Raw genomic sequence first — 17,728 nt, 5'->3', positions numbered from 1 at the left:
TAAAATCGGCTCCCATGTCGAAGCCTGACGAGCTGCTCGTTGACGTTGCCACCCTGGTGGAGTCCGGGCAGAGCAATCAGATGTCCCTGACCGTGGTCACCGGTGGCGCTGTCATCACCGGTCGGCTGGCACCTGAAGCCGTGTGGAGGCAGCGGGTGTCGGAGGTCCTGACGGATTCCGCCCGCCTGGGCGAGTTCGCCGCCATCTTCACCGCCACGACACTCCACGAGGGGCCGCCCACTCATCTGCACTTCCATGTGGCCCGCATCCTGCAGGGCACGGTGGGGATCCCGGAGACGGGTGGGATGTACCGCGTCTCGATCGCGGACGTCAGCGCCTGGACCATGGGCGACTTCAGCTACTCCGACCACTGACCCGACATTCGCGTAACCCCCGGTATGCGGGAGGGCCCGACCGGCACGTGCCGGTCGGGCCCTCCTCGCTGTTCGGGTGTCGGCTTGCGCCGGTCCTGTCGGTCAGGCAGTCACTGGGATGCCGAGCATCGCGGAAGCCTGCTGGAGCGGGCTGAGGACGCGAGTGGGCACGGCGGCCCGGGGGAGGCCGCGGCAGGTGAAACCGAGCTGGGTCATGGCCCGGAGGACTTCACCGGCACTGAAGTCACGCCGGTCCTGGCGGGTGATGACCTGGCCGACCTGCTTGACGGGGTAGGTACGGCGCCCGATGATCACTGACTCGCCGACGACCTGCTCGGGCTTGACACCCTTCATCGACTCCAGGACACCGCTCTTGGTCAGGTCGAACGGGAAACGGGCGATGACACAGCGCATGTTGCCTCACAGGAAGAAGAAGGGGGACGGTCGTTCTGCGGTGAGGCGGTTCAGCGGGCAAGGGCGAGGACGCCCAGAGCGCTGCCCTGCTCGTCGACGACCGGAAGGGCGTCGAGCCCGCGGTAGCGCATCGCGTGCTCGGCTTCGGCCATCGTGGTCAAGGGCGAGGTGACCGGCCCGCGGTCTCCCAGGAGGTCGCGGAGACGGACCTGGTCCGTGTACGCCGCGCTGTCCCGGACGGTGGCGAGCCCGGCCTGGGTGACCAGCCCTGTGCACAGGCCGTCCTCGTCGCAGACGAGCAGATGATCCGCGCGGGCACTGGCCATGACAGCCAGGGCCACCTCGACCGTCATGTCGTCACAGACCTGTGGACCGGCCGCCTCCATCGCGTCGTCCACCGTCCGGTGCACAGGGTTGGCGTTCGTCGAGCGGGGCTGCATCTGGACCAGCGTCAAAACGTGCCTCCTGCAGAGATGGGTCAGTTTCCTGATCACGCGCTTCTCAGGCCGCCGCATCGAAGGCCGACTGCCGCACGCTTACACGCCGGACGGTCGAAGCGGGCCGGCGCCTGCCCCGGGAGGCCGTGCCGCGCTTGGCGCGTTCGACGACCGGTGCGGTGATGACGACGGGGACGCCGGAGGGTGCCTGGGCGCCGGTGATGCGGTTCAGGGCCTCTTCGCCCGAGCGGACCTGGGTGGTCCGCGGGGTGATGCCGGCGGCCTGCATGAGGCGGGTCATGTCGCGGCGCTGGTTGGGGGTGACCAGGGTGACGACGCTGCCGGACTCGCCGGCGCGGGCGGTGCGGCCGCCGCGGTGGAGGTAGTCCTTGGGGTCGGTCGGCGGGTCCACGTTGACGACGAGGTCGAGGTTGTCGACGTGGATACCGCGCGCCGCCACGTTCGTCGCGACCAGCACGGTCACGTGGCCGGTCTTGAACTGGGCCAGGGTGCGGGTGCGCTGCGGCTGCGACTTACCGCCGTGCAGGGCAGCGGCCCGGACACCGCTGTTCAGCAGGTCCTGGGTCAGCCGGTCGACGGCGTGCTTGGTATCGAGGAACATCATCACCCGGCCCTCGCGCGCCGCGATCTCCGTCGTGGTGCGGTGCTTGTCGGCGCCGTGTACGTGGAGCACGTGGTGCTCCATCGTCGTCACCGCACCGGCCGAGGGATCCACCGAGTGCACGACCGGGTCGGTCAGGTACCGACGAACCAGCAGATCGACATTGCGGTCCAGGGTGGCGGAGAACAGCATCCGCTGCCCCTCGGGACGGACCTGGTCCAGTAGCGCGGTGACCTGGGGCATGAAACCCATGTCGGCCATCTGGTCGGCTTCGTCGAGCACGGTGATCGCGACCTGGTTGAGTCGGCAGTCACCCCGGTCGATGAGGTCCTTCAACCGGCCGGGCGTGGCTACGACGACCTCCGTGCCTCCGCGCAGCGATCCGGCCTGCTTGCCGATCGACATGCCGCCGACGACGGTGGTCAGGCGCAGCTTCACGGCGCGGGCGTACGGCGTGAGGGCGTCGGTCACCTGCTGGGCCAGCTCGCGGGTGGGGACGAGGACGAGGGCGAGCGGCTGGCGGGGCTCGGCGCGCTGCCCGGCGGTGCGGGCCAGCAGGGCGAGGCCGAAGGCGAGCGTCTTGCCGGAGCCGGTGCGCCCGCGGCCGAGCACGTCACGGCCCGCAAGGGTGTTGGGCAGGGTGGCGCCCTGGATCGGGAAGGGCACGGTCACGCCCTGCGCGCCGAGGGCGGCCAACAGCTCGGCCGGCATGGCCAGGTCGGCGAAGGCCTCGACGGCGGGCAGCGCCGGAGTGATCGTCTTCGGCAGGGCGAACTCGCCCTGGACCGCGGCGGGCCGGCGGCCGTAGCCGCCCGAGCGGCTCGGACCTCCGGAACGGCTCGGGGCCGACGAGCCGAAGCGGTTGCCCCGCTCCGAACCGGCGGCAGCGCCGAAAGCGGGGCCGCCGGTTCGGCTGCGGGTGCGAGAGGAACGGTCGTTCGTACGTGTGCGGTTCATTCAGAACCTTCCTTGATGCGGCACATATCAAGGAATTCCCGCAGCAGAAACGCAGCGCGGGGAATCGCAAGAACGGGCCGAATGGAATGCGAAAGCAACTCTGGGCTACAGAGATTCTGTACGGTCGCAGGTGCTGAGATGGGGTGGCGTCAGGTGGACGCGGAGTTCAGAAAAGTCGAGTGGGGTTGAAGCTCCGAGGAGGCTGTGACCCTGAGTGTTTCGTCCCGCAGGTGACACCACTGCGGGAAAGGTGTGCAGCTGGGGCCCGCACCCCGAGGGATGCGGGCCCCAGCTACGAAATGCGCGTCAGTGTCAGGCGGGAACGATGTTCTCCGCAGTCGGGCCCTTCTGGCCCTGCGCGATGTCGAAGGTGACCTTCTGACCCTCCAGCAGCTCGCGGAAGCCCTGGGCGGCGATGTTCGAGAAGTGGGCGAAGACGTCGTCGCCGCCACCGTCCTGCTCGATGAAGCCGAAACCCTTAGCCGCGTTGAACCACTTCACGGTGCCAGATGCCATGTCAAATCTCCTTATGGGGCAGTACACCAGAATCCGCACTGTACGGACACCGTGTCGCCGCGATGATGCCCCGCCGGAAAATGACCCGGAAATATGAAGCACTCGAATGTGGCGCGGAGGCCGACTGGAGCGCTTGAAGTTTTTGGGTACCAAAACTGCAACCGAGATCGACAGTAGCACGCTGCAGCGGTTTTTGTGCGTTAAATATCTCCACCCTGTGCGGACCGGAAAAACTCTCCCTGCGGGGTCCATTAAACTCTCTGACCGCCGGGATAGATATTGATTCTCCCCCGAGTGCAGCGTTTCGGGGAGCAAGGGCGTCCGCCAGTTGCGACGTGCAGTCCACCGGGACGTGAGCCTGCGGGGTGGGTCCGCAGCGCCGTCCCGAAGGGATCAGCAGCTCGCAGGTGCTCCATGGTGGTCTCGCGGGCGTCCAGGCAAGCCGGCCGCGCCCCGTCCCGGCACCGCTACACGTCTGTTCCGCAGCGCCTGGCCATCTGTCACTGCGGTCGTTCGCGAAGCCGCTCTCGCAGGTGGAGGAGAACCTCGGTGTCGGCGACGTCGACCAAGGCGGCCAAAAGGATCCGGATGCGAACGTCATCGCCATGGTGCACAGCCCTCACAATGGCCTCGACGGTGGCGGCCGCCTCAGCGGGAAGGCGTGGTGGGCCAGCCGTGGCCCACACGTGAGCGGCAGGGTCATCCGTGCCCGGCCGCTCTGCCGGAGTGTCCTGCTCAGGGTCACTGCCTTCATGCACCGGCACCCGTGGGAACCTCCTGACGAGATGGTCAGCTCAACGGTGATCTCAGTGGCCATCTCACTGGCACGGCTGGACCAAGCCGCCCCCGAGCCCCGGTGCGGTGCGCCGCTTTCTTCGAGACTTGGATCAGGGGGCCGGTGTGTGAAGCCTGTCCCGCTGAGAGGCGTGGCACTCTCGTCGCGAGCGCCGTTGGCGGGGAGGGCGGCGTAGGTGATGGCTGAGCTGAAGTTAGAAACCGTCGTGTGCCCGCACTGCGCGGCCCGCCCGGCCACCGGGCAGGCCCGTACCATCTCCGCCGACAGGCGCAGGGCGACGGTGACGTGGCACCTCCCTTCCTGCCCGCACTACGTTGCCGATCGCGTGTTGGCGGGGAAAGAGGACCAAGTGGTCCCGTCGAGGGCCTGAGCAACCCCTCCGGCCAACCGTCCCTTTTTGAAAGCGAATTCACGCGACGGAGGCTGCGGTGTGACGCAGGTCATCGAGAACGCGTCTCGCGACGCGAGACCGGCGTGGGCCCGTGTGGTGCATGTGGTGCGCGGCAGACCCTCCGAGCAGGGCATTCCAGCCAGTTGGGGCACGTAGAGGGCACGGGAGCGCGCAACAGGTCTAGACAACGACGAAGGCCCAGGTCGTTGACCTGGGCCTTCGTTCAAGAGCGGATGACGGGAATCGAACCCGCGCTATAAGCTTGGGAAGCTCATGTTCTACCATTAAACTACATCCGCACAGCGGGCCAGTTGCCTGGATCCCTGGTTTTGCTCACTCTACCCCATGATCGACCCCCGGTGAATTTGCCGCGGGGTCGTTGTCGTGTGTGGCGTACACCGGGACGTGTGGGTGCGGGAGTTGGGGCGTACCGTGTGACGCGGAGCGGCGGCTGGAGTGGGTGCCGATCATCCCCTAATGTGGCGATTCGTCGCAGTACGGCTCGTTGGGGAAAGGGACTCGATGGAGCACACCGTCGTCCGTTGTGCCGAAGGGCACGTTTTCAGTACCGCCTCCTTCCCGCTGCAGCACCTCGGTGCCGGCCGGATCGGGCCCGGGCGGCTGCTGCGGTGTCCGCGGTGTGCGCGGTTGCGGCACGCCGTGCCCGTGGGCGGCGCGAAGCGGTAGTCGCCGGGCGGGCGCGCGGGTCGTCGCTCTCGATTGGGGGTGGCCCGCGCGCTCTGCGTATCCTCGGGACGTGCTTCTCTCTGACAAAGACATCCGGGCCGAGATCGACAGCGGACGGGTTCGCATCGACCCGTTCGAGGAATCGATGGTGCAGCCCTCCAGCATCGATGTACGTCTCGACCGGTTCTTCCGGGTGTTCGAGAACCACCGCTACGCCCACATCGATCCGGCGATCGAGCAGGCGGACCTGACCCGGCTGGTCGAGCCGGAGGGTGACGAGGCGTTCATCCTCCACCCCGGTGAGTTCGTGCTCGCCTCGACCTACGAGGTCATCTCGCTCCCCGACGACATCGCCTCCAGACTGGAGGGGAAGTCCAGCCTGGGCCGCCTCGGCCTGGTGACGCACTCGACCGCCGGGTTCATCGACCCCGGGTTCTCGGGGCACGTGACCCTGGAGCTGTCGAACCTCGCCACCCTGCCGATCAAGCTCTGGCCGGGCATGAAGATCGGGCAGCTGTGCATGTTCCGGCTCAGCTCGCCCGCCGAGTTCCCGTACGGCAGCGAGCGCTACGGATCCAGGTACCAGGGGCAGCGCGGGCCGACCGCCTCGCGCTCCTTCCAGAACTTCCACCGCACCCAGGTGAGGCACGAGGCATGAGCGACGTACGCGAGAACCTGACCTACGACGGTTTCGGGCGTGCCGTCCGCGAGCTGGCGCAGACGATCGCCGACGACGGCTACGAGCCCGACATCATCCTGAGCATCGCCCGCGGCGGGGTGTTCGTCGCCGGCGGCCTGGCGTACGCGCTCGACTGCAAGAACATCCACCTGGTGAACGTGGAGTTCTACACCGGCGTCGGGACCACGCTGGAGATGCCGGTCATGCTGGCACCCGTGCCCGAGGCGATCGACTTCACCGACAAGAAGGTCCTCATCGCCGATGACGTGGCCGACACCGGCAAGACGCTGAAGCTCGTCCACGACTTCTGCCTGGGCCACGTCGCCGAGGTGCGCTCCGCCGTCGTCTACGAGAAGTCCCACTCCCTCGTGAAGTGCGAGTACGTGTGGAAGAAGACCGACGAGTGGATCAACTTCCCGTGGTCGGTCGAGCCGCCCGTCGTCAAGCGTGAGGGCCAGGTCCTCGACGCCTGAGGGGTGCCGGTAGCAGTACGCGAAGGGCCCGCCGCGCGCGATGCGCGGCGGGCCCTTTCGTATGCGAGGTGCGGTGCGTCGGGTGCGGGCTAGATCGTGCCCAGCTTGATGATCGACAGCAGGGCGACCAGCTGGATCGCGGACGCGCCCAGGGCCTTCGGCCACGGCAGGTCGTGCGACTTGCTCACCAGCGAGGTGAACAGGGCGCCGGCCGCGACCCAGGTCGCCCAGCCCAGCACCTGGACGACCATGTTGTCGCCGCCGAGGAACACGGCGAACAGCAGGCGCGGCGCGTCCGTGATGGACATGACCAGCATCGACAGGCCCACCGTCGGCTGCCACGAGCCGTCGCCGCCCATCTGCCGGGCCAGCGTGTGCGTGACCGCGCCCAGGATCAGGCCGCAGATGACGAAGGCCACACCGGCGGACAGGACGATCGGGATGGCCTTCGGCACGGTCGCCTTGATGACGTCCTCGCGGGCGTCGTCGAGGCCGAAGACCGCGAGCAGCCCGTAGAGGAAGGTCACGATCAGCGCGGGACCCCAGACCGCGTAGTCGCGCATCTGCAGGAAGGTCTGCCCGGGGCGCGTCACGATGCCGCGGAGCAGCTCCTTCCAGGGCAGTCGCGGTCCGGACGGCGCCGCCGAGGTGGCACCCGCCTGGTAGGTCGCGCCCTGGCCGTACGGGTCCTCGCCGACGGCGAAGACCTGGGTGTGCCCCGGGTTGTCGTTGTTGTAGCCCCCACCGCCTCCGTGGCCCCCCTGGCCGTACGGGGGCTGCTGCGCGTGCGGCTGCTGCTGCCCGTACGGGTCGAAGTACTCCGGCTCGCCGTGACCTCCCGCGCCCGGCTGCGGCCACTGCTGCTGCGGTGGCGGGCCGCCGACGGGAGGGTAGGGCGGACGGCCGTACGGCGGCGGTTGCTGCTGACCGTACGACTGCTGCTGCTGCGGGGGTTGTTGCGGAGAGCGGTTGTTGTCCCTGCCGCGTCCGATCCTGAATCCAGCCACGTGATCGAACGTACCTGGTCCGGCGAGCATCGGTGGAATTGCGGCCGGAACAGCCACCCTTTGCGGCTGACCTGTGACATCCCTTAGGGGATCCCGGAGGGGCTGTCCCCACCCCGTGTCCGACCCCGTCGTATGTCCGATTTACGAGGCTGAGGGGCGTTCTGCGGCTTTCCGTTACATTCTCGATGGAATACGCACATATCGGGTCCGTAGCTTCGTACTCGTCGCCGTCACGCATGACGAACGACCACGAACGAGCACGAACGAGCACGAACGAGTACGAGTACGAGACACGAGAAGAGCTCCCACATGCGCAACACCCGCCGAACCACCCTTCGCAGCGCCGCCGTCGTCGTCGCCGGCGCGGCCACCGTGCTGGCCCTCCCGGTCGGGGCCGCCTTCGCGGCCTCGCCGACGGCCGTACCGGCGCCGGCTCCGAGCGTCCGCGCGTACGTCACCACGGTGAAGCTGGCGGACGGGTCCGTAGCCAAGGTTCACAAGGTCGGCGCGAACCACTTCGAGGCGGACATCTACGCCGGCTCCACGAAGCTGGACACGCTGGTCAGCAAGGGCGTCGCCGCCTCGTACGGGCAGAGCGACGGCCTGCACGTCGTGCTGCGACCGAACGGCACGGTCACCTCCTGGACGGACCGCGTGTCGCAGCCGAAGTCGAAGCCGCAACCGCAGCTGACGAGCTCCGTGCGGATCACCATGCCCGACGGGCGGATCGCCGAGCTCGTGAACGGCCCGCACGGCAAGCGCGTCGAGCTCTCCACCGCGAAGGGCCACGCCCTCGTCACGATCGACCTGCGACGTCCGAGCGGCGGGCACGACGGCTGGACGTACAAGCTCGTCCAGGACGGCAAGCACGTGAAGTTCGTCGTCATCGACGGCAAGGGCGGCGGGAACAGCTGGGTCTACGACTTCGACGGCAAGCTGATCGAGAAGTACACGGTCGACCCGGCGGGGGCCGGCCACCCGGTGCTGGTCCCCTCGGCCGGCGGTACGGCGGCGGCCGGTGCGGCCGGGCTGGGCTACAGCATGGTGAGCCACCAGGGCTGAGGCCCTCCCCCTCCCGTACGACGGAACGGCCGGTCCCCCAGTGGGGGACCGGCCGTTCCGGTACTGCGGGCGCTCTGCGTCCTACTTGGCCTCGGCCTCGGGCTTGGTGTCGGCCTCGGGCTTGGTGTCAGGCGCAGGCTCGGCCTCGGGCTTGGCCTCGGGCTTCGTGTCGGCTTCCGGCTCGACCTCGGCCTCTGCATCTGCCGCTGCCTCCGGGGCGGACTCCGCCTCCGGCTCGGCTTCGGCCGGCGCCTTGGCCTCGGCCTCCGCCGCCGCCTTCGCCTCAGCCTCGGCTTCAGCCTTCGCCTTCGCCTCGGCCTCCGCCTTCGCCTCGGCCTCCGCCTTGGCCTTCGCCTTGGCTTCCGCCTCCGCCTTCGCGGCAGCCGCTTCCGCCTCGGCCGCGGCTTCCGCCTCGGCCTCCGCCGCCAGCGCGGCCAGCTCCTCCTCCGTCGGGCCCGGGGCCTTCACGGAGTCGAGCAGCAGCTGCGCCACGTCGACGACCTGGACGTGTTCCTTCGCCTGACCGTCGTTCTTCTTGCCGTTCACCGAGTCGGTGAGCATCACGAGGCAGAAGGGGCAGGCGGTGGAGACGATGTCCGGGTTCAGGGACAGGGCCTCGTCGACGCGCTCGTTGTTGATGCGCTTGCCGATCCGCTCCTCCATCCACATCCGCGCGCCACCGGCGCCACAGCAGAAGCCCCGCTCCTTGTGGCGGTGCATCTCCTGCTGACGCAGGCCCGGCACGGCCGACATGATCTCGCGCGGCGGCGTGTAGACCTTGTTGTGCCGGCCCAGGTAGCACGGGTCGTGGTACGTGATCAGGCCGTCGACCGGCGTGACCGGCGTGAGGCGACCCTCGTCGATCAGGTGCTGCAGCAGCTGCGTGTGGTGGATGACCTCGTACTCGCCGCCCAGCTGCGGGTACTCGTTCGCGATGGTGTTGAAGCAGTGCGGGCAGGTCGAGACGATCCGCTTCGCCGACTTCGGCTTCTTCGTCGACGGGTCGTCGTCGTCCTCGCCGAACGCCATGTTCAGCATGGCCACGTTCTCCTGGCCCAGCTGCTGGAACAGCGGCTCGTTGCCCAGGCGGCGCGGCGAGTCACCGGTGCACTTCTCGTCGCCGCCCATGATCGCGAACTTGACGCCCGCGATGTTCAGCAGCTCCGCGAAGGCCTTCGTGGTCTTCTTGGCCCGGTCCTCCAGGGCGCCGGCGCAGCCGACCCAGTAGAGGTAGTCGAACTCGGAGAGGTCCTCCGCGTCCTTCCCGATGATCGGGACCTCGAAGTCCACCTCCTTGGTCCACTCGACGCGCTGCTTCTTCGCCAGGCCCCAGGGGTTGCCCTTCTTCTCCAGGTTCTTGAGCATCGTGCCCGCCTCCGACGGGAACGCGCTCTCGATCATCACCTGGTAGCGGCGCATGTCGACGATGTGGTCGATGTGCTCGATGTCGACCGGGCACTGCTCCACGCACGCACCGCAGGTGGTGCAGGACCACAGCACGTCCGGGTCGATGACGCCGTTCTCCTCGGCGGTGCCGATCAGCGGGCGCTCGGCCTCCGCGAGAGCGGCGGCCGGGACTCCGGCGAGCTGCTCCGCCGTGGCCTTCTCGTTGCCCTCCATGTCCTTGCCGCCACCGGCCAGCAGGTACGGGGCCTTGGCGTGCGCGTGGTCGCGCAGCGACATGATGAGCAGCTTCGGGGACAGCGGCTTGCCCGTGTTCCAGGCCGGGCACTGCGACTGGCAGCGACCGCACTCCGTACACGTGGAGAAGTCGAGGATGCCCTTCCAGGAGAACTGCTCGACCTGGGAGACACCGAAGGAGTCGTCCTCGCCCGGGTCCTCGAAGTCGATCTCCTTGCCGCCCGAGGTCATCGGCTGCAGGGCGCCGAGGGCCGTGGAGCCGTCCGCGTTCCGCTTGAACCAGATGTTCGGGAAGCCGAGGAAGCGGTGCCAGGCGACACCCATGTTGGTGTTGAGCGAGACCGTGATCATCCAGGTGAAGGACGTGACGATCTTGAGCGCCGCGAAGAAGTACGTCAGGTACTGGATCGTGCTCAGGCTCAGGCCGTCGAAGGCGGCGATCAGCGGGTACGAGGCGAAGAAGCCCGGCTCCCAGCCGTCGACGCCGTGCTGGACGCCCTCCAGCGCGCGCAGCGTCATGATGCAGACGCCGACGATCAGGATGACGGCCTCGACGAAGTACGCCTGGCCCGTCTTGGAACCGGTGAAGCGGGACTTGCGGCCCGCCGCGCTCGGTCGGCTCAGCTGACGGATCACGATCAGGGTGACGATGCCGAGCACGGTCATCAGGCCGAGGAACTCGGTGAAGATCTCGTACGGCAGCCAGTCACCGATGATCGGGATCAGCCAGTCGGCCTGGAAGAGCTGGCCGAAGGCGTTGACGATCGTCAGCAGCAGCGAGAAGAAGCCCACCGCCACGAACCAGTGCGCGAAGCCGACGATGCCCCAGCGGTTCATACGGGTGTGGCCGAGGAACTCCTTGACCAGGGTGATGGTGCGCTGCGTGGGATCGCCGGTGCGCGTGCCCGCGGGCACTGGCTGGCCGAGTCGCACGAAGCGGTAGATCTGCACGGTGGCACGGCCGAACAGTGCGACGGCCACCACCGTGATGACCAGCGACACGATGATCGCGGCGAGTTGCATGGAAGGGCTCCTCGGGCGGCACTTACTAAGCGGTAACTTATGAAGTCAAGGCTTGAGGTTACCCATTCCCGACGCCGCAATGTAGCCGAGCGTGCGGTGATCTGTGTCGCTCAGGCGACCCTTTGCCGGTACGCCGCACGCGGGGTCTGCGCCAGGATCGCGAGGTCCATCCCGAGCCAGTGGTTCTCCACATAATGCCGGTCGAGCAGAGCCATCTCCTCCCAGGGGAGGTCCGAACGCGCGCTGACCTGCCACAATCCGGTCATTCCGGGGCGTACGAGCAGCCGTTCGGGGCGGTCGGTGCGGGCCTCCGGTCGCGGCCCGACCAGCGACATCTCGCCGCGGATCACGTTCAGCAGCTGCGGGAGGCAGTCGAGGGCGCAGCGGTCCAGGGCCGCGCCGATCCGGCCGGCGCCGTCGTCGGTGCGCAGTCGCCAGGTGCGGAAGGGGCGCCCGGCCAGGCCCGCCACGGGTTGCCGTACGAAGGGCCGCCCGCCCTGGGTCACGTACAGCACGGCGGTGGCCAGTGCGAGGGGCGCGGCGGCGAGGGCCAGCAGGGCGACCGCCCCGACGAGGTCGAGCACCCGCTTGGCCGGTGGCCTGGCCGGCCGGAGCCGGAGCCATGGCCCTGACCGGGCGGGGTGGGTCAGCAGGAGGGGCATGCCAGCACGCTGCCGTACGCCTTCGGCGGTCTTGCGGTGGCGCGCGCTGCCGTGACCCGTTCGGCGGTCCCGGCGCCGCGCCGGGGCGCGGCCCCGGATTCCGTGCCTCGAAGGCCCGCCGGGCGGGAATCGCGGGCGGGTTGCGCGTAAGGATGGCCTAAAGGTTGAGTCGACTCGACTCAGTTCTGTTGACGCATGCGCGGCGATGGGGCATGGTTGAGTCTGTTCCACTCAAGTCAGCTGGAGGAATTGAAATGGCACGTGCGGTCGGCATCGACCTGGGCACCACTAACTCCGTCGTCAGCGTTCTGGAAGGCGGCGAGCCCACCGTCATCACCAACGCCGAGGGCGCCAGGACCACGCCGTCCGTCGTCGCCTTCGCCAAGAACGGCGAGGTCCTCGTCGGCGAGGTGGCCAAGCGCCAGGCGGTCACGAACGTGGACCGGACCATCCGCTCCGTCAAGCGCCACATGGGCACTGACTGGAAGATCAACCTGGATGGCAAGGACTTCAACCCGCAGCAGATGAGCGCCTTCATCCTGCAGAAGCTGAAGCGCGACGCCGAGGCGTACCTGGGTGAGAAGGTCACGGACGCGGTCATCACCGTCCCGGCCTACTTCAACGACTCTGAGCGTCAGGCGACGAAGGAGGCCGGCGAGATCGCGGGCCTGAACGTCCTGCGTATTGTCAACGAGCCGACGGCCGCCGCCCTGGCCTACGGCCTCGACAAGGACGACCAGACCATTCTCGTCTTCGACCTCGGTGGCGGCACCTTCGACGTGTCGCTCCTGGAGATCGGCGACGGCGTCGTCGAGGTGAAGGCCACCAACGGTGACAACCACCTCGGTGGTGACGACTGGGACCAGCGCGTCGTCGACTACCTGGTGAAGCAGTTCGTGAGCGGCCACGGCGTGGACCTCTCCAAGGACAAGATGGCGCTCCAGCGCCTGCGCGAGGCCGCCGAGAAGGCGAAGATCGAGCTGTCCTCCTCCACGGAGACCTCGATCAACCTGCCCTACATCACGGCTTCCGCCGAGGGCCCGCTGCACCTGGACGAGAAGCTCACGCGCGCCCAGTTCCAGCAGCTGACCGCGGACCTGCTCGACCGCTGCAAGACCCCGTTCCACAACGTCATCAAGGACGCCGGCATCGCGCTGTCCGAGATCGACCACGTGGTCCTGGTCGGCGGCTCCACCCGTATGCCGGCCGTCGCCGAGCTCGTCAAGGAGCTCACCGGTGGTCAGGACGCCAACAAGGGCGTCAACCCGGACGAGGTCGTCGCCATCGGCGCCACCCTCCAGGCCGGTGTGCTCAAGGGTGAGGTCAAGGACGTCCTGCTCCTCGACGTGACCCCGCTGTCCCTCGGTATCGAGACCAAGGGCGGCATCATGACCAAGCTGATCGAGCGCAACACCACGATCCCGACGAAGCGCTCCGAGATCTTCACGACGGCCGAGGACAACCAGCCGTCCGTGCAGATCCAGGTCTACCAGGGCGAGCGCGAGATCGCGGCGTACAACAAGAAGCTCGGCATGTTCGAGCTGACGGGCCTGCCCCCGGCCCCGCGTGGCGTCCCGCAGATCGAGGTCTCCTTCGACATCGACGCGAACGGCATCATGCACGTCACGGCCAAGGACCTCGGCACGGGCAAGGAGCAGAAGATGACCGTCACCGGCGGCTCCTCGCTCGGCAAGGACGAGGTCGACCGCATGCGCCAGGAGGCGGAGCAGTACGCGGACGAGGACCTGCGCCGCAAGGAGGCGGCCGAGTCCCGCAACCAGGGCGAGCAGCTCGTCTACCAGACGGAGAAGTTCGTCAAGGACAACGAGGACAAGGTCCCGGCCGACGTCAAGACCGAGGTCGAGTCCGCCGTCGCCGAGCTGAAGGAATCGCTCAAGGGCGAGGACACGGCCGAGATCCGCACCGCGACGGAGAAGCTCGCCGCGGTCAGCCAGAAGCTCGGCCAGGCCATCTACGCCGACGCGCAGGCCGCCCAGGCGGCCGGCGGCGCCGGTGACGCGGGCCAGGCCAAGGCCGACGACGACGTCGTCGACGCCGAGATCGTCGACGACGAGAAGCCGAAGGGCGGCGCTGCCTGATGTCGGAGGAGACCCCGGGCTTCGACGAGAAGCCCGAAGTCCCCGACACCGGTCAGAACGACGCCGAGCCGAAGGCCGCCGACTCCGCCAAGGAGGAGGCGGCGGCCCCGGCCGGGGACGCAAGCCAGGACGTGGCGCTGCTGGCGCAGCTGGACCAGGCCCGTACCGCGCTCTCCGAGCGCACCGCGGACCTCCAGCGGCTTCAGGCCGAGTACCAGAACTACCGCCGCCGGGTGGAGCGGGACCGGATCACCGTCAAGGAGATCGCGGTCGCGTCCCTCCTGACGGAACTGCTTCCGACCCTGGACGACATCGGCCGGGCGCGGGAACATGGCGAGCTGGTCGGCGGCTTCAAGTCGGTGGCCGAATCGCTGGAGACCGTCGCCGCCAAGATGGGCCTGCAGCAGTTCGGCAAGGAGGGCGAGCCCTTCGACCCGACGATCCACGAGGCCCTGATGCACTCGTACGCGCCGGACATCACGGAGGACACCTGCGTGGCGATCCTTCAGCCGGGGTACCGCATCGGCGAGCGTACGATCCGTCCCGCACGGGTCGCGGTGGCCGAGCCCCAGCCGGGGGCGGCCCCCAAGTCCGAGTCCGCGGAGGGCGAAGCGCCGGACGGCTTGGACGCGGATGCCCCCGACAAGGGCTGATGCACCACACGTAGCAGCACGGGAGGAGGGACACCGGGGATGAGCACGAAGGACTTCGTCGAGAAGGACTACTACAAGGTCCTCGGTGTCCCGAAGGACGCCACCGAGGCCGAGATCAAGAAGGCGTACCGGAAGCTCGCTCGCGAGTACCACCCGGACGCCAACAAGGGCGACGCCTCCGCCGAGGAGCGCTTCAAGGAGATCTCCGAGGCGAACGACATCCTCGGCGACGCCAAGAAGCGCAAGGAGTACGACGAGGCGCGCGCACTGTTCGGTAACGGTGGCTTCCGCCCCGGGCCGGGCGGCGGCGGCTCGTTCAACTTCGACCTCGGCGACCTCTTCGGGGGTCAGCAGCAGGGCGCCGGCCAGGCCGGCGGCTTCGGCGGCGGCCTCGGTGACGTCTTCGGCGGCCTCTTCAACCGCGGCGCCGGCCCCGGTACGGGCACCCGTACCCAGCCGCGCCGCGGCCAGGACATCGAGTCGGAGGTCACCCTCTCCTTCACGGAGGCGGTGGACGGGGCCACGGTCCCGCTGCGGATGTCCTCCCAGGCTCCCTGCAAGGCCTGTTCGGGCACCGGCGACAAGAACGGCACCCCCCGGGTGTGCCCGACCTGCGTCGGCACCGGCCAGGTCTCGCGGGGCAGCGGCGGTGGCTTCTCGCTGACCGACCCCTGTGCGGACTGCAAGGGCCGCGGCCTGATCGCGGAGACCCCGTGCGAGGTCTGCAAGGGCAGCGGGCGCGCCCGTAGCTCCCGCACCATGCAGGTCAGGATCCCGGCGGGCGTCTCCGACGGCCAGCGGATCCGGCTGCGCGGCAAGGGTGCGCCGGGCGAGCGCGGCGGTCCCGGCGGTGACCTCTACGTGGTCGTGCACGTCGGTTCCCACCCGGTGTTCGGCCGCAAGGACGACAACCTGACGGTGACCGTGCCCGTGACGTTCGCGGAGGCGGCGCTGGGTGCCGACATCAAGGTCCCGACCTTGAACGGTCCCTCGGTGACGCTGAAGCTGCCCCCGGGCACCCCCAACGGGCGCACCATGCGGGCCCGCGGCAAGGGAGCGGTCCGCAAGGACGGCACCCGCGGCGACCTGCTGGTCACGGTGGAGGTCGCGGTCCCGACCGAACTGTCCGACAAGGCCCGCGAGGCCCTGGAGATGTACCGCGATGCGACGGAGTCGCAGGACCCGCGCTCCGCGCTGTTCGAGTCCGCGAAGGGAGCATGACATGGACGGCCGCCGACGACAGTCCTCCCGTCTGGGAAGTGGTGCCTACCAACTGACCGACGAGACCCCGGTCTACGTGATCTCGGTGGCCGCCCAGCTCTCCGGTCTGCATCCGCAGACCCTCCGCCAGTACGACCGTCTCGGCCTGGTCTCCCCGGACCGTACGGCCGGCCGCGGCCGGCGCTACTCGGCCCGTGACATCGAACTGCTCCGTACGGTGCAGGCGTTGTCGCAGGACGAGGGCATCAACCTGGCGGGCATCAAGCGCATCATCGAACTGGAGAACCAGGTCGCCGCGCTCCAGCAGCGCGTGGCCGAGCTCGCCGCGGCCGTGGACGGGGCGGCGGCCACGCTGCAGGCCCGCGAGGCCCAGGTGCACGCCTCGTACCGGCGCGACCTGGTCCCGTACCAGCCCCCGCAGCCGGGCAGCGCCCTGGTCGTCTGGCGCCCGAACCCCAAGCGCCCGATGGACTGACCGGCACCCCGCCGGTTCCGTTCTCGCACACGCGTACACCCGCAGGCCCCGCCCCTTCCAGGGCGGGGCCTGCGGCCTTCGGTGGAGCCCTCAGAGACCTTCCGGATCCGGCTCGTGGTCCGGGTGGCCCTCGCAGTCCTGCTCCGGGCCCGAGGGGCGGCCCAGGATGCCGGCCTGGGCGATGAGGTAGCCGAGCTGGGCGCGGCTGCCGCTGCCGAGGGTGGTCGCGAGCTTGGCGATGTGTGCCCGGCAGGTGCGGACGTTCATGCCGAGGCGGCGTGCGATGGCCTCGTCGACGTGGCCCTCGATCAGGAGCTGGGCGATGGTCCGCTGCACGCCGGAGATCCCGCCGGGGGTGCTGCGGTAGGTCACTTCCTCCTGGAGCGGCACGGCCCGGTGCCACAGCTGCTCGAAGACCTTGATGAGGTAGTCGACCAGGCCCGGGTGACGCAGTTCCAGGGCGACCCGGCGGTCGTCGCTCACCGGGATGAAGGCCACCGTACGATCGAAGATGATCAGGCGTTCTATCAGTTCTTCCAGGGTGCGGATCTCCACCTTGCCCGTGGAGATCCGCTCCACGTACGCGAGCGTGCCCTGGCTGTGCCGCGCGGTGTGCTGGTACAAGGTCCGTATGCTGACCCCGCGGTCGATCAGCGGCTGGTCGCGTTCCAGGGCCTGGGTGAGGGCCAGGGAGGGGCGGGCGCCGCCCGGTTGGACCGTCAGCACCTCGGTATGACATTCGGCCGTCGCGAGGTTCAGGGCGGCGTTGATCTGTTCGAAGCCCTCCAGCACCGTGATGGCATGCGTGTTGGCCGGGCTCTGTGCGCTGATGGCAAGGAAAGGCTCGAAAGTGTCGGTGAGATCTACAGCGCTGCGTCGGCGGTCCTGGATCTCACGTTCAATCGGATGGAGCCGTTGAGCCAAAGCTACGGCCGGCGGAACCGGGCGGAGCTGGTTCGCGTCATCCGGGTCGGGCTGCAGAAGAGCGAATTCAAGCAGGCAGGGGGCGTTCTGGATCTCGCCCCGGGCGATCCGGCCGGTGCTCAGCGCGGTGGCGTAGAGCCGCGTCCCCTCGGCGCACATGGACGTCACAGGGTGGGGATGTGTCGCCTTTGTCTCGTTTCGCGTCAAATCTCCACCCCCCAGGGTCCTGAACATGCAAGAACATGATGCATCGTCCCTGTGGCATTGACGTGCCTGAATGAGCCATCGTCTGTCACGCGGGGGAGAGGATTCCATCAAGTGAGGACGAAGCCGACCATGTACAAGAGAATGCTTCGCTCGGTGCTTGCCATAGTTTTCTCCGCCGTTGCGGTTTTTGGGGCAGTCAGCGCCGTCGAAAGTGACGCGGGGAGCGCTAGGGACGGTCAGGGCACGAGCCTGACGAGCACGGACGACACGGGCTGGACCACGGCACCCGCGGGTAAGTACGCGGACACCGGCTGGACCAGCCACCAGCTGGGCGGAAACGGCGATACGGGTTGGACCGACGCGCCTGTGACGGTGTCCGCGTGACCCCCGACGATCGCGGCTTCCGCC

15 protein-coding genes, 1 tRNA gene and 1 pseudogene are annotated in these 17,728 nt (G+C 68.6%); 8 read left to right on the top strand and 9 right to left on the bottom strand.

From position 1 onward, the window contains the following. Positions 1 to 14: 14 nt before the first annotated feature. Positions 15 to 374: a hypothetical protein gene (locus BCL76_RS09850; protein WP_109779104.1), complete on the top strand. Its 360-nt coding sequence runs from the start codon at positions 15 to 17 to the stop codon at positions 372 to 374. Between the two features lie 102 nt (positions 375 to 476). On the opposite strand, the gene BCL76_RS09845 is transcribed toward BCL76_RS09850, so the two are convergent. From BCL76_RS09845 to BCL76_RS09815, 5 genes are all read right to left on the bottom strand, one after another. After that, entirely contained in the window at positions 477 to 788 is a 312-nt protein-coding gene (locus BCL76_RS09845; protein ID WP_109779103.1) for an SCO5918 family protein, read from the bottom strand. Positions 789 to 838: 50 nt separating this feature from the next. After that, complete coding sequence (locus BCL76_RS09840; protein ID WP_109779102.1) at positions 839 to 1,243, bottom strand: CBS domain-containing protein; 405 nt, start codon at positions 1,241 to 1,243, stop codon at positions 839 to 841. A gap of 46 nt (positions 1,244 to 1,289) precedes the next feature. Beyond that, positions 1,290 to 2,804 carry a DEAD/DEAH box helicase gene (locus BCL76_RS09835; protein ID WP_109779101.1) on the bottom strand — a complete coding sequence of 505 codons (1,515 nt, stop codon included), beginning with the start codon at positions 2,802 to 2,804 and terminating at the stop codon, positions 1,290 to 1,292. A gap of 312 nt (positions 2,805 to 3,116) precedes the next feature. Then, positions 3,117 to 3,320 carry a cold-shock protein gene (locus BCL76_RS09830; RefSeq protein ID WP_030647895.1) on the bottom strand — a complete coding sequence of 68 codons (204 nt, stop codon included), beginning with the start codon at positions 3,318 to 3,320 and terminating at the stop codon, positions 3,117 to 3,119. 1,415 nt (positions 3,321 to 4,735) lie between these two features. After that, a tRNA-Gly gene (locus BCL76_RS09815) sits at positions 4,736 to 4,806 on the bottom strand. Positions 4,807 to 5,264: 458 nt separating this feature from the next. On the opposite strand from BCL76_RS09815, the gene dcd reads away from it, so the two are divergent. Beyond that, complete coding sequence (dcd, locus tag BCL76_RS09805) at positions 5,265 to 5,852, top strand: dCTP deaminase (protein WP_109779098.1); 588 nt, start codon at positions 5,265 to 5,267, stop codon at positions 5,850 to 5,852. Beyond that, complete coding sequence (locus BCL76_RS09800) at positions 5,849 to 6,346, top strand: phosphoribosyltransferase (protein ID WP_030009869.1); 498 nt, start codon at positions 5,849 to 5,851, stop codon at positions 6,344 to 6,346. Before dcd ends, BCL76_RS09800 begins: the two co-directional genes overlap by 4 nt. Before the next feature lie 89 nt (positions 6,347 to 6,435). Here BCL76_RS09800 and BCL76_RS09795 read toward each other — a convergent pair whose 3' ends face one another. Further along, positions 6,436 to 7,353 carry a Yip1 family protein gene (locus BCL76_RS09795; RefSeq protein ID WP_109779097.1) on the bottom strand — a complete coding sequence of 306 codons (918 nt, stop codon included), beginning with the start codon at positions 7,351 to 7,353 and terminating at the stop codon, positions 6,436 to 6,438. Positions 7,354 to 7,662: 309 nt separating this feature from the next. Between BCL76_RS09795 and BCL76_RS09790 the strand changes: the two genes are divergently transcribed. Continuing rightward, positions 7,663 to 8,415 carry a hypothetical protein gene (locus BCL76_RS09790; protein ID WP_109779096.1) on the top strand — a complete coding sequence of 251 codons (753 nt, stop codon included), beginning with the start codon at positions 7,663 to 7,665 and terminating at the stop codon, positions 8,413 to 8,415. A gap of 411 nt (positions 8,416 to 8,826) precedes the next feature. Here BCL76_RS09790 and BCL76_RS09780 read toward each other — a convergent pair. Both BCL76_RS09780 and BCL76_RS09775 read right to left on the bottom strand, forming a co-directional pair. Then, a pseudogene (locus BCL76_RS09780) lies at positions 8,827 to 11,079 on the bottom strand ((Fe-S)-binding protein); the annotation flags it as partial. Positions 11,080 to 11,189: 110 nt separating this feature from the next. After that, positions 11,190 to 11,741, bottom strand: coding sequence for a sugar transferase (locus BCL76_RS09775; protein WP_109779095.1), 552 nt, complete (start codon positions 11,739 to 11,741; stop codon positions 11,190 to 11,192). A gap of 254 nt (positions 11,742 to 11,995) precedes the next feature. Here BCL76_RS09775 and dnaK point away from each other — a divergent pair, with 254 nt between their 5' ends. From dnaK to BCL76_RS09755, 4 genes are read left to right on the top strand one after another with little or no spacing between them, the layout of a single operon-like run. Continuing rightward, entirely contained in the window at positions 11,996 to 13,840 is a 1,845-nt protein-coding gene (gene dnaK / locus BCL76_RS09770) for a molecular chaperone DnaK (protein ID WP_109779094.1), read from the top strand. Beyond that, the gene (gene grpE, locus BCL76_RS09765) at positions 13,840 to 14,493 is read left to right on the top strand and encodes a nucleotide exchange factor GrpE (protein ID WP_109779093.1); all 654 of its coding nucleotides are present in this window, start codon (positions 13,840 to 13,842) and stop codon (positions 14,491 to 14,493) included. The genes dnaK and grpE overlap by 1 nt, the downstream gene beginning before the upstream one ends. Before the next feature lie 39 nt (positions 14,494 to 14,532). After that, the gene (gene dnaJ / locus BCL76_RS09760; RefSeq protein WP_109779092.1) at positions 14,533 to 15,714 is read left to right on the top strand and encodes a molecular chaperone DnaJ; all 1,182 of its coding nucleotides are present in this window, start codon (positions 14,533 to 14,535) and stop codon (positions 15,712 to 15,714) included. Between the two features lies 1 nt (position 15,715). Further along, positions 15,716 to 16,189, top strand: a complete 474-nt coding sequence (locus BCL76_RS09755; protein ID WP_109779091.1) for a heat shock protein transcriptional repressor HspR — start codon at positions 15,716 to 15,718, stop codon at positions 16,187 to 16,189. A 90-nt stretch (positions 16,190 to 16,279) separates the two neighbouring features. Here the strand turns inward: BCL76_RS09755 and BCL76_RS09750 are convergent, their stop codons facing one another. Next, positions 16,280 to 17,347, bottom strand: coding sequence for a helix-turn-helix transcriptional regulator (locus BCL76_RS09750; RefSeq protein WP_181382496.1), 1,068 nt, complete (start codon positions 17,345 to 17,347; stop codon positions 16,280 to 16,282). Positions 17,348 to 17,728 lie beyond the last annotated feature (381 nt).

This window comes from Streptomyces sp. CG 926, assembly GCF_003148825.1.
GTDB lineage: Bacteria > Actinomycetota > Actinomycetes > Streptomycetales > Streptomycetaceae > Streptomyces.
The sequence above is the reverse complement of the archived record's forward strand: the minus strand, read 5'-3'. Positions and strand labels throughout refer to the sequence as shown.

Excerpts from the sequence above, each read along its gene's own strand:
- BCL76_RS09800 (WP_030009869.1), top strand. The coding sequence starts at position 5,849 with ATGAGCGACGTACGCGAGAACCTGACCTACGACGGTTTCGGGCGTGCC.
- BCL76_RS09775 (WP_109779095.1), bottom strand. The coding sequence starts at position 11,741 with ATGCCCCTCCTGCTGACCCACCCCGCCCGGTCAGGGCCATGGCTCCGG.
- BCL76_RS09755 (WP_109779091.1), top strand. The coding sequence starts at position 15,716 with ATGGACGGCCGCCGACGACAGTCCTCCCGTCTGGGAAGTGGTGCCTAC.
- dnaK (WP_109779094.1), top strand. The coding sequence starts at position 11,996 with ATGGCACGTGCGGTCGGCATCGACCTGGGCACCACTAACTCCGTCGTC.
- BCL76_RS09850 (WP_109779104.1), top strand. The coding sequence starts at position 15 with ATGTCGAAGCCTGACGAGCTGCTCGTTGACGTTGCCACCCTGGTGGAG.
- BCL76_RS09845 (WP_109779103.1), bottom strand. The coding sequence starts at position 788 with ATGCGCTGTGTCATCGCCCGTTTCCCGTTCGACCTGACCAAGAGCGGT.
- BCL76_RS09750 (WP_181382496.1), bottom strand. The coding sequence starts at position 17,347 with ATGTTCAGGACCCTGGGGGGTGGAGATTTGACGCGAAACGAGACAAAG.
- grpE (WP_109779093.1), top strand. The coding sequence starts at position 13,840 with ATGTCGGAGGAGACCCCGGGCTTCGACGAGAAGCCCGAAGTCCCCGAC.
- BCL76_RS09830 (WP_030647895.1), bottom strand. The coding sequence starts at position 3,320 with ATGGCATCTGGCACCGTGAAGTGGTTCAACGCGGCTAAGGGTTTCGGC.
- BCL76_RS09835 (WP_109779101.1), bottom strand. The coding sequence starts at position 2,804 with ATGAACCGCACACGTACGAACGACCGTTCCTCTCGCACCCGCAGCCGA.
- BCL76_RS09790 (WP_109779096.1), top strand. The coding sequence starts at position 7,663 with ATGCGCAACACCCGCCGAACCACCCTTCGCAGCGCCGCCGTCGTCGTC.
- dnaJ (WP_109779092.1), top strand. The coding sequence starts at position 14,533 with ATGAGCACGAAGGACTTCGTCGAGAAGGACTACTACAAGGTCCTCGGT.